At 49.1% G+C, this 13,570-nt stretch carries 13 protein-coding genes and 1 riboswitch; of the genes, 7 read left to right on the forward strand and 6 right to left on the reverse strand.

What is annotated here, in order from left to right:
* Positions 1–338: 338 nt before the first annotated feature.
* A riboswitch (cyclic di-AMP (ydaO/yuaA leader) is annotated at positions 339–485 on the reverse strand.
* A 757-nt stretch (positions 486–1,242) separates the two neighbouring features.
* The 5 genes from POF51_RS27825 to POF51_RS27845 all read right to left on the reverse strand — a co-directional run bounded on the left by POF51_RS27825 (position 1,243) and on the right by POF51_RS27845 (position 6,457).
* Positions 1,243–1,443 carry a cation transporter gene (locus POF51_RS27825; RefSeq protein WP_017247169.1) on the reverse strand — a complete coding sequence of 67 codons (201 nt, stop codon included), beginning with the start codon at positions 1,441–1,443 and terminating at the stop codon, positions 1,243–1,245.
* 65 nt (positions 1,444–1,508) lie between these two features.
* Entirely contained in the window at positions 1,509–3,929 is a 2,421-nt protein-coding gene (locus POF51_RS27830; protein ID WP_069851929.1) for a heavy metal translocating P-type ATPase, read from the reverse strand.
* Positions 3,930–4,102: 173 nt separating this feature from the next.
* Complete coding sequence (locus POF51_RS27835; protein ID WP_069851927.1) at positions 4,103–4,342, reverse strand: hypothetical protein; 240 nt, start codon at positions 4,340–4,342, stop codon at positions 4,103–4,105.
* A gap of 84 nt (positions 4,343–4,426) precedes the next feature.
* Positions 4,427–5,353, reverse strand: a complete 927-nt coding sequence (locus tag POF51_RS27840) for a pseudouridine-5'-phosphate glycosidase (RefSeq protein WP_017247167.1) — start codon at positions 5,351–5,353, stop codon at positions 4,427–4,429.
* A gap of 3 nt (positions 5,354–5,356) precedes the next feature.
* Positions 5,357–6,457, reverse strand: a complete 1,101-nt coding sequence (locus POF51_RS27845) for a carbohydrate kinase (protein WP_017247166.1) — start codon at positions 6,455–6,457, stop codon at positions 5,357–5,359.
* 187 nt (positions 6,458–6,644) lie between these two features.
* Here POF51_RS27845 and POF51_RS27850 point away from each other — a divergent pair, with 187 nt between their 5' ends.
* The 6 genes from POF51_RS27850 (at position 6,645) to POF51_RS27875 (ending at position 11,669) form a co-directional block, all read left to right on the forward strand.
* Positions 6,645–7,091: a MarR family winged helix-turn-helix transcriptional regulator gene (locus POF51_RS27850; protein ID WP_069851925.1), complete on the forward strand. Its 447-nt coding sequence runs from the start codon at positions 6,645–6,647 to the stop codon at positions 7,089–7,091.
* 135 nt (positions 7,092–7,226) lie between these two features.
* Entirely contained in the window at positions 7,227–7,853 is a 627-nt protein-coding gene (locus POF51_RS27855) for an FMN-dependent NADH-azoreductase (protein WP_017247164.1), read from the forward strand.
* A 75-nt stretch (positions 7,854–7,928) separates the two neighbouring features.
* The gene (locus POF51_RS27860) at positions 7,929–8,315 is read left to right on the forward strand and encodes a DoxX family protein (protein WP_069851923.1); all 387 of its coding nucleotides are present in this window, start codon (positions 7,929–7,931) and stop codon (positions 8,313–8,315) included.
* Between the two features lie 54 nt (positions 8,316–8,369).
* Entirely contained in the window at positions 8,370–9,143 is a 774-nt protein-coding gene (locus tag POF51_RS27865; protein WP_069851921.1) for a pirin family protein, read from the forward strand.
* A gap of 163 nt (positions 9,144–9,306) precedes the next feature.
* On the forward strand, positions 9,307–10,641 hold the full coding sequence (locus POF51_RS27870) for a cytochrome ubiquinol oxidase subunit I (protein WP_020477513.1): 1,335 nt from the start codon (positions 9,307–9,309) through the stop codon (positions 10,639–10,641).
* The gene (locus tag POF51_RS27875; RefSeq protein WP_017247158.1) at positions 10,638–11,669 is read left to right on the forward strand and encodes a cytochrome d ubiquinol oxidase subunit II; all 1,032 of its coding nucleotides are present in this window, start codon (positions 10,638–10,640) and stop codon (positions 11,667–11,669) included. The genes POF51_RS27870 and POF51_RS27875 overlap by 4 nt, the downstream gene beginning before the upstream one ends.
* 78 nt (positions 11,670–11,747) lie before the next feature.
* Here the strand turns inward: POF51_RS27875 and POF51_RS27880 are convergent, their stop codons facing one another.
* Complete coding sequence (locus POF51_RS27880; protein ID WP_069851918.1) at positions 11,748–12,188, reverse strand: Lrp/AsnC family transcriptional regulator; 441 nt, start codon at positions 12,186–12,188, stop codon at positions 11,748–11,750.
* 157 nt (positions 12,189–12,345) lie between these two features.
* Between POF51_RS27880 and POF51_RS27885 the strand changes: the two genes are divergently transcribed.
* Positions 12,346–13,512, forward strand: a complete 1,167-nt coding sequence (locus POF51_RS27885) for an MFS transporter (protein WP_271756529.1) — start codon at positions 12,346–12,348, stop codon at positions 13,510–13,512.
* Positions 13,513–13,570: the final 58 nt, after the last annotated feature.

A 13,570-nucleotide genomic window follows, 5' to 3' on the forward strand; every position in this document is an offset into this window, starting at 1 on the left:
TCCAGCAAAACCAAGCATGCACGCTTGATTTTTACTCGTGTAAAAAATCCGCAGGCTTACGTAATACCTGGCATCCCTTTTCAGGACTCCCTGTACTCTGTCTTCCTGATTTCGATTGTCAGCGGTTTATGTCGTACCGACTGCCTCCCAGCGATCCACACGTTTTTCGATAACGTCTGTATGGCGTAAGCTGCTCATCGGTATATCCATAAAAAAATAGGCCGATCCATCCTTTTTCTCCAGAACAAAGGTCCCAAAGAAAAAGCCTGCATCGGCCTATCACACGCCCGCAAGGAATCCCCTTGTTGCGTATTATATGCCTAGACTTTATCCATCCATGACCTTCCCTGCTTTGGCCGACGAGGTTAGCTGACGGGTAGGATGGCAGAGAAGACTTTTCCTCATCCCTCCTGATCACTCAGGATTAACCCCAAAAGATTGGTTCCCCCGCTTCCGAGAATCTCGGAACTAGGCCGTATGTGTTGTTTCTTGATTAAGCTTGATCGTGATTTGATTATACGCTCGCTTCCAGTTATTGTGAACGTTCGTTTAGCACGGTTTTAACCGGACTTTGTCTTTCTTTATGAGTCGGATTGGATTAGCTCTCGGTTACTCATTCGATTAAAGGAATCGTGCGTTATTCTCTCTCGCATGTGGGGTGGGGAGGAAACAGGAGAAAACGCTCAGCTTCTTGGAACACCTGCTGGGAAGCATGTGGTGCCTGGCTCCGTGAAAAAAAGCGAAACCGCGTCCAAAGTAGTCCATTCAAGATGTGTCTCAGAGGTGGACGCTAAAGGCAGTTTCTCTTTTTTTCACTGCGCCTCGGTAGGTGTGTCCAAATATCTTCGCTTATTTCTCCTGTTTCCTCTACAAGCTGTTGGGATTCTACATGCATTTAATGAAGCACCCCCTTGAATGCTGCTTTCAAGATGTAAACAATAGTCGCTTGGGAAGAAGAACATTTCCAGTCCTAGCGCCTCTGGAGCCCAACTCAACGTAGAAATGAATGGCGGGGGTTGTCAGCTTCAACCTCTGCGAATACATCTTCGAAACTCTACTTTTGAAGCGCTCCCGACATTCATTTCGGAGCGGACAGTCTAACCCCTTGCGGGGCGTAGGCCGAAGCGTAGACTGGAAATGGGCTTCTTCCCCTCCCCTACAGCTACTCCAAGCAAAACAGCCAAAAAGCTCCCGCCTCATGGAATCAGGCAGGAGCTTTTTTCGATAGTAATAGCACGATGCTTAAACGACGTCGTAGCCTTGGTCTTCGATTGCTTCTTTTACTGCTTCGAGTGTCAATGTGCTCTCATTGTAGGAAACATCAACCTTTTTATCAGCCAAGTGCACTTTGCCTTCTGCACCCAGTTCTTTCAATGTATTCTCGATGCGCGCTACGCATTTGTTGCAAGACATACCTTCTACGTTCAATGTGATATTTGTCATGATCAAATCTCTCCTTACATTTTATGTTGTATAGGTAAGGCGGACAAAGCCGCTTGTTACTGTTGTTACAGCTTCACTCGTTGCAGTCTCAGTGCGTTGAGTACAACGGATACGGAGCTGAAGGCCATTGCAGCACCGGCAAGCCATGGAGCGAGGAAGCCAATTGCGGCAATCGGGATGCCCAAGGTGTTGTAGGCCAGTGCCCAGAACAGGTTTTGCTTGATGTTGCGGATGGTGAGTTTGCTCATCTCGATGGCGTCTGCGACACTGGTCAGTTCGCCGCGCATCAAGGTAATATCGGCTGCTTCCATAGCCACATCTGTACCTGTACCGATTGCCATACCGACGTCAGCGGTAGCGAGTGCAGGAGCATCGTTGATACCATCGCCGACCATCGCAACTTTTTTGCCTTGTTCTTGCAGTTTTTTCACTTCTGCGGCCTTGCCTTCAGGCAGGACTTCTGCGATGACGTGATCGATTCCTGCTTCACGGGCAATAGCCTCAGCAGTTTGACGGTTGTCACCGGTCATCATGATCACAGTCAATCCCATTGCTTTCATGCGTTGAACAGCTTCCTTGGAGGTCGGTTTGATCGTATCCGCTACGGCAATCAAGCCAGCGAGCTTGCCTTCGACGACTGCGAGCATCGCCGTTTTACCGGAGCGCTCCAGTGCCAGCATGGTATCAGACACTGCTTGATACGAAATTTGATGTTTTTCAAGCAAGCGGCGGGTACCGACGAGTACTTCTTTGCCAGCGACGGTTGCCTGGATACCGAAACCAGGAATGGCTTCAAAAGAATCTGTATTCGTCAAGGTGATTCCTTTATCTGCAATTCCGCGAACGATGGCTTGAGCCAATGGGTGCTCGGAATTTTTCTCAGCGGCGCCGACCAAAGAGAGTAACTCTTGTTCTTCGATATCAATGGCAATGACGTCTGTCAGTTCTGGCTCGCCTTTGGTTACAGTCCCTGTTTTATCGAGGACGATCGTATCCAGATGGTGAGCAGTCTCCAGATGCTCCCCGCCTTTGAACAAGATGCCCAACTCAGCTGCGCGTCCAGAGCCCGCCATGATCGAGGTCGGTGTTGCCAAACCGAGGGCGCACGGGCATGCGATTACGAGTACAGCAATTGCTTTTTCCAAAGCCTCACCGAAGTTGCCAGGTATAACGAAGAAGTACCAGATCAAGAAGGTAAGAATGGCAATCCCTACGACGATTGGGACAAAAATCCCCGAGATGCTGTCAGCTACGCGCTGAATCGGTGCTTTAGTTCCTTGTGCTTCTTCCACTACTTTAATGATTTGCGCCAGAGCCGTTTCTTTTCCGACTTTGGTTGCCTGGACCTTCAAAAAGCCGTTTTTGTTCAAGGTGGCGCCGATGACGGTATCGCCTGCGGCTTTATCCACCGGAATACTTTCACCAGTCAGCATGGACTCATCCACTGCGGACTGTCCTTCCATGACGATGCCATCGACAGGTACTTTGTCGCCCGGCTTCACGTGAACAACGTCGCCCAGTCTCACTTCTTCTACAGGAATGGTCATTTCGACGCCATCCCGTACGACTATTGCTGTTTTTGCTTGCAAGCCCATCAGCTTGCGGATCGCTTCCGAAGAGCGTCCCTTTGCTTTCATCTCAAACAATTTACCCAAGACGATCAACGTGATCAGTACCGCACTCGTCTCAAAGTACAGCTCCAGCATATGGCCGCCATGAGCACCGATGGAGTTGATCGCGACCCATAAACTGTAGAAATAAGCAGCTGAGGTACCGAGAGCAACCAGCACATCCATGTTAGCACTCTTGTTGCGAAGGGCTTTGAAAGCTCCCACGTAAAACTGTGCTCCGATGATGAATTGTACAGGTGTTGCCAATGCGAGCTGTACCCACGGATTCATCAAGATTTCAGGCAGCCAGATAAACGAGGTGAAGGAAAAGTGGCTCACCATCGACCAGAGCAGCGGGAGCGACAGAATCGCGGAAATCCAGAACTTGCGGGTCTGCCGTTTGATTTCTTCCTGGCGACGATCTACTTTTTCTTCTTCTTTTCCTTCTTCCTTGCGAGTCGCCTGATACCCTAGCTTTTCTACCTTTTGAATAATGTCCGTCACACTTACCTGTGATGAATCGTACTCGACAGTGGCTGTTTCCATCGCCAGGTTCACGTTAGCCTTCAGAACCCCAGCTGTTTTGTTCAAACCTTTTTCGATCCGTGTGGAGCAAGCCGCACATGTCATTCCCGAGATGTTTAGCTCCACCTTGTCAGTGACGACACCATAGCCGAGCGATTCAATTTTGGAGCGGATGTCGTCGATGTTCGTTTTCGATGGATCGAACACGACTGTGGATTTTTCCAAGGCCAGATTGACGTTGGCAGTCTCCACTCCCTCCATTTTTCCCAGGCCCTTTTCGATGCGCAGTGCACAAGCTGCGCAAGTCATCCCTGAGATTGCGACTGTTGCCTCTGCTGTTTTGGCACTCATTTTAATCCCTCCAAATACCCTCAAGGGGTATATTTTATCGTATCGTTTCCCTTACGTTGTTTCCTGTTCACACCCTTACTATACAATACCCCCTTGGGGTATATCAAGCGCTTTTTTCAATTTTTTTCTAAATGGGCTTTATGTGCTGAAAACACAGGGAAAATGCTTAGTTGTCATCCAGCTATTCTGCCGGACGAAGCCCTGCCACATGTTTTCCAGTCGCCTTTTTCCTCACTTCGTTCGGGCGGTCTCCTTCCAAACATATGGCAGTACTTCTTAACAGCGAAGATTTTGGCCGCGCTTTTAAACCATAATGCGAGTTTGTTCGGAGGAGTTACAACCAAGTTAATTTTTTGAATTTGAGGGAGTCTTCTAAGTAACCCTCTTGAGACAGCTTTCAAGATGTTAACCACAGCTTCTTCCCCCCACTACAGCCGCTAAAAAACAAAAAAAGCCCCCGGATTAACCGGGAGCAATTGTTCGATCTTCGCTCTCTCTTATTTACCTTGATTCGCTTCTTTCTGATAAGCTACCGCGATTTTCGCAGCTACTTCAGCATTGTGTTTCACCAGCGCGATGTTCGTTGCCAAGCTCTTGCCTTCTGTCAGCTTTTTCACTTTATCGAGCATGAATGGCGTTACCTGTTTACCTGCAATGTTGTTTTCTTTTGCTTCTGCGAGTGCTTTTTGGATCACTGCCTCGATTTCCTGGTGATTCAGTGCATCGGATTCTGGTACTGGGTTCGCGATAATCATACCGCCTTTGAGTCCCAGATCCCATTTGGTGTTCATCATCTTACCGACTTCTTCCGGTGTATCGATGCGCATGTCTACGCCAAATCCGCTTTCGCGAGCGAAGAAGGATGGGAATTCATCTGTGCGGTAGCCCACAACTGGTACACCTTGCGTTTCCAAATATTCGAGTGTGCGACCGATATCGAGGATCGATTTCGCCCCTGCGCATACTACAGCTACATCTGTTTGCGCCAGCTCAGTCAGGTCAGCAGATACGTCCCAAGTGATTTCACCTTCACGGTGTACCCCGCCGATACCGCCAGTTGCAAACATGTGGATGCCAGCCATCTCAGCTGCGATCATGGTAGCGGCTACTGTAGTCGCACCGATTTTACCACTAGCCAAAATGTAAGCGAAGTCGCGACGGCTTACTTTTGCTACATTTTTGTTCGTCGCAAACTCTTCCAGCTCGCTGTCAGTCAAACCGATTTTGATTTTGCCGTCCATGATCCCGATCGTAGCTGGTACGGCACCGTTGTCGCGAATGATTTGCTCTACTTCTTTTGCCATTTCAATGTTTTGCGGATATGGCATACCGTGCGAAATAATCGTCGTCTCCAGTGCAACTACCGGCAGGTTGTTCTCCAGTGCGTGGCGTACTTCCTCAGTAAAGGTCAAATATTGTTTCATCTCTTATCGCTCCTTTTCGAATTGTTCTACGGCCAGTTCCAATTGTTCTGCTTTTAATAGAGGAGATACGGACTGCTCTGTTTGCAATGTCAGAGCGGATGCTGCCAAACCAAGGCGGCATGCTCTCTGGAAAGACTCTCCGTTTACAATGCCATACAAGAGTCCCGACGCGAACGCATCTCCCGCACCTGTTACATCTACCACTTCCGTTGGATATGGAGACATATGCTCCTCCACGTCCTCGGATTGATAGTAAATTCCTTCTTCGCCCAAGGTCACGATGACGTGCTTGACGCCTCGTTCCCTGATCTTGCGGCAAGCCTCGGCGCATTCTTCGATCGTCGTGATCTTCATGCCAGCCATCAGCTCGGCTTCTTCGCGATTCGGCAAAATCGCTTCTACTCCGTCCAATTGCTGTGGGAGCTTCTTAGCTTTAATGGAAGAGACCGGGTCAACGAAGAGCAGGATGTTTTCCTCCCGGCAACGTTCGATGATGTAGGCCAAGCAGTCCGCCGGAATGTTTGTATCGATGAAAACCACATGGGCTGCTGCAATGTGCGACCATTTCTCCGCGAACATCTCTGGTGTAAGAGCATCGTAAATATCCATGTTCGCCAAGGAAACAACCATCTCGCCATCAATATCGAGAAGAGCGGTATACGTTCCTGTCCGCTGTGTAGGCAGTCTCCACACTTGGCTGATGTGTACCCCGTGCTTTTTCGTCTCCTGCAAGAGCCATTCGCCTTCCTTGTCCTCACCAATGCTGGTGATGAGTGACGTATTGCAGCCAAGACGACCGAGGTTCTCCGCGATATTCCGTGCCACCCCTCCACACGATTCCATAATCGTTACTGGATTGGATGACTGTAGACGCACCTGTTGCTTGCCGCGTGCTTTGCGGTCCAGGTTGGCCCCACCGATACAAGCAATCATTCCTTCATCACGAAGTACGTAAGCCCGTCCTTTGATTTCCCCGCGTTTGGTCAACTGTGCAATGTAGCCAGCTACCGCTGAACGCGAGATGCCAATCAGATCAGCCAGCTCCTGTTGCGTGATAAAAGGATTTTGCCGGATATGATGAAGGATCTGCATGTCTTTTTCCACGGTCATCCTCCTTTCTTCTGTTTCTCTTTCACAGCTTGTTTACAAACAAAAGTTTATCACGAAGACAACTGTTTGTACAGGCGTGTTTTTCATTTTATTTTTTATCTCAATTTGACAAATGTAAATACGAGAGGTAGGATTATCTTAAATTAAAGATATCGAAGTTTCGATGAATAGGAGGGTCCATATGTCTGACAAACCACTGCGAAATGATCCCCTCGATCTTTTTGTAGTTTTATCGAGGTCATACAACTGGGTTACCGCTCACTCCAATCGTCACATTCGCGAGCATGGACTTAATCCAACCGAATTCGGGGTTCTAGAGGTATTATTTCATAAAGGTCCTCAACCATTGCAGCAAATTGGCGAAAAAATATTAATCTCCAGCGGAAACATCACCTACGTTGTAGATAAGCTAGAAAAGAAACAACTGCTCATTCGCAAACCCTGTTCGGCAGACCGCCGCGTCATTTATGCGGAGCTCACGGAAAAAGGGCACCAATTTTTGTCCGAAATCTTCCCTCCTCATCAACTCGCAATTGAGAAAGCGATGGAAGGTCTCACACCAGAAGAACAGCGTCAAGCAATTGAACTGCTAAAAAAGTTGGGACGCACTGCTCAGGCTTCTTATTAGATGAGCAGTCCTCTCTCTCCACCACAATCGTTTTAAAAAAGTGTTGACAAAAGATCTTAAACGTAATAATCTTAAAATCAAGATTTACACATTAAAAGTTAGTGACTTACTAAACGGAAGGGGAATAAAATTTCCATGAGTAAAGTACTTTTTATTAAAGCAAACGATCGCCCAGTTGAGCAGGCTACAAGTGTAAAGTTGTACGAAGCTTTCACCAAAACATACAGAGAAACACATCCAAATGATGAAATCGCAGAATTGGATCTGTTCGCAGCTAACCTCCCTTACTATGGCAATGACTTGCTCACTGCTATGTGGAAAGCAGGAAACGGTATCGAACTGACTGCTGAAGAGCAAAAAGGTGCTGACCTGGTAAACAAATACCTGAACCAATTTGCTGATGCTGACAAAGTAGTAATCGCATTCCCTATGTGGAACTTCGCGGTTCCAGCAGTTCTGCACACGTATGTAGACTACCTCTCCCAAGCAGGCAAAACATTCAAATACACTGCTGAAGGTCCAGTTGGTCTGATGGGCGACAAAAAAGTAGCTCTGTTGAGCGCACGCGGTGGCGTTTATTCCGAAGGCCCTATGGCTGAAATCGAAATGGCTAACAAATACATGCGCACTGTTCTGGGCTTCTGGGGCATCAGCAATGTAACGGAAGTGATCGTAGAAGGTCACAACCAATTCCAAGACAAAGCAGCTGAGATCGTTGCAGCTGGTGTAGAAAAAGCAGCAAAACTGGCGGAATCCTTCTAAGGCCCGCCAGCCTTTTTGGACAAATATCTCAAACTAAAGATATACTAATTTAAAATAATTAAGGAGAGATGAAAAGTGTTGGATATTGGATTGTTATTGATTCGTTTGGTCATCGGTTTGACGTTTGCAGGTCATGGTGCGCAGAAGCTGTTTGGCTGGTTTGGCGGTTATGGTTTGAAAGGAACAGGCGGCTGGCTGGAGTCTATTGGAGTGAAACCTGGCGTAGCGATGGCCTTTGTCGCTGGATTTTCTGAACTCATTGGCGGTCTGATGTTTGCGGCAGGCGTAGGTATCTGGGCAAGTTCTATTTTGCTTGCTTTCACAATGCTGGTTGCCATTCTGAAGGTACACGGTCAAAATGGATATTGGGTCACACAAAACGGATTCGAATACAACCTGACGTTAATCGCAGTTGTTATTGGTGTGGCGTTGATTGGTCCAGGCGCATACGTTTTGTTTTAATGGTGACTCCTCACAACCCGTAAGCCAGCAATCGTACTAAGGGAGGAACATCAGATGGAAATCCGCGTCTACACACAGAACGAGCAAGCAAAAGGACATTTTGGCGACGGTGAAATCGTAGAAAATAAACCAATTGGCTTCCCTCATGAAGGCTCCGTTGTCAAACGGGTAGGACCACTTTTTTACTGGGCATGGGCAAAATCCCTGAAGACTTTTGAAATTCCGCTGCACCCTCACTCCGGCTTTGAAATTTTGTCGTATGTCCTCACAGGGACAGTCGGACATCGGGACACGCTCGGAAATCTTCAAGAGGTGTCGACAGGCGGCGCGCAGATCATGCAAACCGGTTCTGGCGCGTACCATGCAGAAGAACTTGGCAAAGATACGGAAATGTTTCAAATCTGGTTTGAACCGCATCTCGCACAAACGACGAAGCAACCTCCGACTTACCATCAGTATGATCATGAGGAGTTTCCATCTGAGGATGTCGATGGTGTGCAAGTGAAACACATCGTCGGATCGGCTGCGCCCATTCAGTTGGTCACAGATTCCTTGATGAGCGACATCACGATTCCCGCTGGAAAATCGTATACAAAAGAACTCCCGGCTGGTTATGCTCACGCAGTCGTCATAGTGGAAGGAAACGGGAGCGTTGCAGAGAAAGCAACTGTCAGCGAGAACCAAACCGTAGCAACCAAAGGTGACTTTGTCGTTCTCTCCTCCGAGGAAGGCAACACAGCCATCTACCAAGCAGTAACGGATGCTCCGCTCCGCCTGGTGTTGATTCAAGTACCAACTGAGGTTGATTATCCACTCTATCGTAAATAATCAATTCTTCCAAACGTCCTTATTTTATCATCAAGCCCGACCGTCACATTTTTGTGACGGTCTTTTTCGTATAAACTCCGCCTCCTCATGGGACATTAACGAGGAAATCGTTAACAATAGTTGGTGCTGATCAGAAAGGACGTTGAACGTGGAAGATATCGTGATGACCAGAGCCATATTCGGGACGACTATGGCCTTTCACATTATTTTTGCGACCTTGGGCGTTGGTCTCCCGCTCATGATCTTGCTGGTAGAGCTCCTCTTTTGGCGGACGCGTGACCGCGATTACGAGATGATGGCCAAACGCTGGACAAAAGCCCAGGCGATCTTGCTAGGTGTCGCGATCCCGTCTGGAACGATTGCTGGGGTCCAGCTTTCCTTGTTATGGCCTGGGTTCATGGAGATTGTCGGCAGGGTGATCTCGCTGCCTTTTCAGATCGAAATATTCGCTTTCTTCGTGGAAGCCTTATTTATGTCCATCTACGTCTACGCGGCTCACCGCCTATCCCGTAACATGCGTTTGTTGAGTTTGTTCATGGTTTTGCTTGGTGCAACGGCCTCCGCAATCCTGATTACGAATGTCCACGCCTTTGAAGGCACGCCAACTGGGTTCCGGATGGTCGATGGGCAGATCGTCGACGTGGACCCGTGGAAAGCTTTTTTCAATCCCAGCTTTATCGTAACGGCAGGTCATGTAACTGTCTCTGCTTATATGACGGGGGCATTCATCGTCGCTGGTGTAGCAGCGTGGAAAATGCTGCGCGCCCAAAAAGGCAGTCGGGTTTACTTGTATCATCAAAAAGCACTCTTGGCCGGCTTGATTGTGGGTGGCACCTTTTCCCTTTTAACCGCCTTGAACGGTCATGAATCCGCACAGCTTTTGCATAAATACCAGCCGGAAAAGCTGGCAGCGGCGGAAGGACTGTTTGAAACACAAGCATACGCCCCACTCGCGATTGGTGGCTTTACCGATCCCGAGACGAAAGAAGTCAAATACGCCATCGAGATTCCATGGGCGCTCAGCTTCCTTGCAGCCAATCGCTTTGACGAGGTCGTGGTCGGTCTGGACGATTTTCCACAGGAGCTGTGGCCTCCACTCTACGTCCATACGCTGTTTAACGGGATGGTCATCATCGGCAGCCTGTTGATCTTTGTTGGTTTCATCGGCTTCGCTTGGAAGAAGCTCCTAAAACGATCTCAGTTTCCGCGTTGGGTTCTCTGGGTATTTGTCGCGAGTGGACCGCTCGCCTTGTTAGGCATCGAATTCGGCTGGATTTTTGCCTGCACAGGACGCCAGCCGTGGGTGGTTTATCGTGTAATGAAAACAGTAGATGCCGCTACCCAAGCAGCAGGCATCTCTACCCTGTTCTGGATTTTCCTCTCGGTGTACGTATTTTTTGCGATCGTCACCCTGCTCGTATTCCGTAGCTATTTTGGCCGCCACCCCTTGGAGCTCGATCCGCCAGAACAACCGAAAGTGGACGGAGGAACGGCATGACCGACACGATTATTGCCATTACGCTGCTCTGGATTTTCGTCGTCATCTATTCCGTCGCTGCCTCCTTCGACTTTGGTGCAGGATTTTGGTCGATGATCTATTTGAATCGGGAAAAAACCAAAGCCACCCAAATCGCCAATCGCTACCTCTCGCCCTCCTGGGAGGTCGTGAATGTCTTTATCGTGTTAATAGTTGTCGCGCTCGTCACCTTTTTCCCTGGCGCGACTTACACATTGGGGAGCCTGCTGCTGGTTCCCGGATGTCTCGTGGTGTTATTGATGCTGATTCGCAGTACGTTTATGGTGTTTTCTCATCTGATTTACAAGTATGACAAGATGCTCAGCATCGTCTCTGGCGTTACCGGGATATTGGTGCCGGCTCTATTAATCAGCGTACTTCCTGTGACACAAGGCGGGTTGTCTCGAACGATCAATGGTGTGGAGTATCTCGATTGGGGACTGTTTTTAACCAGCGCGCACGTCTATTCTTTCATTGGTCTTGCTGTCAGCAGTACGCTCTTCCTCTCGTCGCTGCTTCTCGCGGACTACTCCTTTGTCGCAGGTGAAAAGCAAGCCTTCACCGTCTACCGCCGGGATGCGGTGTTTCTGGGGCCCATTACGTTGCTTGCAGCATTGGTTACCGTGCTCACGATGCAACTGGAGGCAAAATGGCTGTATGACCGCATTCTCGACTATTTACCGTGGCTTATTGCATCGGCGGTCTGTTTTTTCATTAGTTATATCACTCTCTTGCTGCCCCAAGACCGTCGATACTTCGGCATCCATCTTCCGCGGATTGCGGTCATTGTCGCCACAACGCAATACCTGCTCGCCAGCTATGCGTACGGTGCAGCGCGACTCCCCTACATCGTCTATCCCCAAGTGACGATTGAGTCCAGCTTTACACATCCGGATACGTTCCACGCTCTGTTCATTTGTTATATGGTCGGCTTTGCGATTCTCGTACCCGGTTTTATTTATTTCTGGCGTCTGTTCATGAAGGACGAGCAGTACGTACGGCAAAAATAGCAATTTCGCTATATACACAAGTAAAGAGGCTTCGCCCTGATACGGCGGAGCCTCTTTTTTGTTCGGCCAGAAGCACAATCAGAAGATTTTCTCTTCCTCCAGCATCATTTTTTGCTCAAATGGCGCCGTTAGCACGATCAACGTATAGGAGAAGCCGAAATCCCCGGTGCGTTCCGAGAAGGCAACCAATTCCTCCGTCGACCTTGTTACCACTTTCAGCATGTAGTTGTACTCCCCACTGATCCGGTACATGTCCGTCACTTCTGGCGATTGCTTGCAGAAATCGATGAACGCCGCACATTGCTTGGTGCGGAACATGACAAAAGCAGTCGTGTGCTTACCCAGCTTTTCCTGAGAGATCGACGCGTGGTAGCCCGTAATGATTCCCTGCTCCTCCAGACGGCGGACCCGCTCCTTCACAGCAGGCTGCGTCATCCCGATGATTCTCCCCAGCTCTGCGAATGGTATCCGCGAATTTTCGTGCAGCAAGCTAATGATTTTATAATCGATTTGGTCCACGCAGATCACCCTTTCGAATCCATAAGTATCTCCTGCCAAATAACTTGTATATAGAAAGTCATTCACCGCAAAGACCTTGTTTCATGTATGTAAATTATAGAAATCGTTTCGTAAAATGTCACTACATCCATTTTGTTAGCTCGAGGAGTGAACCACCTTGTCTAAAAAATTTTTAATCCGATTGCTGGCCTTGGGAGAATTCATGATTGGCACGGCTGAGTCAATCGTGACCGGAATCATCGGCATGATCGCAGATGACACCCATGTCCCCCTCTCCCTCGCTGGTCAGTTAGTGACCGCCTTTTCCCTGGCCTTTGCCTTTGGTGCTCCGGTCTTGATTGCGCTCACCGCGGGAGTAGAACGCAAAAAGCTCATCCTTTGGACGCTGTTTTCTTTCATAGTGGCAAACCTGCTCGCATCCATAAGCCCAAGCTTCTCCCTATTGATGGTATCCCGCATTCTGCTGGGGCTTTGTGGAGGCATCTACACCGTGGTAGCTCTCGCGCAAGCGGCTAACATGGCCTCCCCAGAGAAAAAAGGCAGCTCCATCGCGATCATCCTCATGGGCTTCAGCCTCTCGCTCGTGCTTGGGGTTCCACTTGGCACCATGCTGGGAGACATCTGGGGATGGCGCCCTGTTTTCGCGCTCATTGCCGTCCTGACACTCATTCCCTTCTTCGCCATCTTGGTCTATTTGCCAAAGCAGCAAGGAGAAGAGGCCGTCCCGCTACGCAAACAGTTGGCAGCACTCCGCAACAAACGGTTGATCCATGCGCTATTTATCTCTTTGTTTTTTGTCACAGGGTATTCCACTGTCTATACCTACATTACTCCGCTTCTACAGAGCACCTCCGCCATGACGACTGCTTGGGTAAGCACCACGCTTTTCTTGGCAGGACTCGCTAGTGTGGCTGGCTCGCGGATCGGAGGCGTCTCCACTGACAAATGGGGGATTCGCCCCACGCTGTATGTCAGCTTGCTTCTCCATGCGGCCATCTTGCTCATTCTGCCGCTGTCATCGCAACTGTTCACGTGGGCAATCATCACTGTTATGTTCTGGGTAGCTGCCGTGCAAACCACCGTTCCCGCCCAGCAGTATTATTTGATCACGCTGTCCCCTCACTCTTCGCAGGTGGCCCTCAGTATGAACACCTCGGTTTTTCAGCTAGGGCTGGCGCTGGGTGCAGGACTTGGTGGAGTGATCGTAGACCATGCAGGTATTGTTCACATCAGCTGGGTCGGCGGTCTGCTCGTTCTCGTCGGCTTTGGCTTTGCGTGGGCTTCGTTTGCTCAGGAAAAAAGGCAGGAAAGCTTACAAGCGTAAAAACGTAAAGATCCTTCATCCATTGCAATGGAGACAAGAAAAACCCGCCAAGGCTTTA

It is taken from the genome of Brevibacillus sp. AG, assembly GCF_028369215.1.
Classification (GTDB): Bacteria; Bacillota; Bacilli; order Brevibacillales; family Brevibacillaceae; genus Brevibacillus; species Brevibacillus porteri.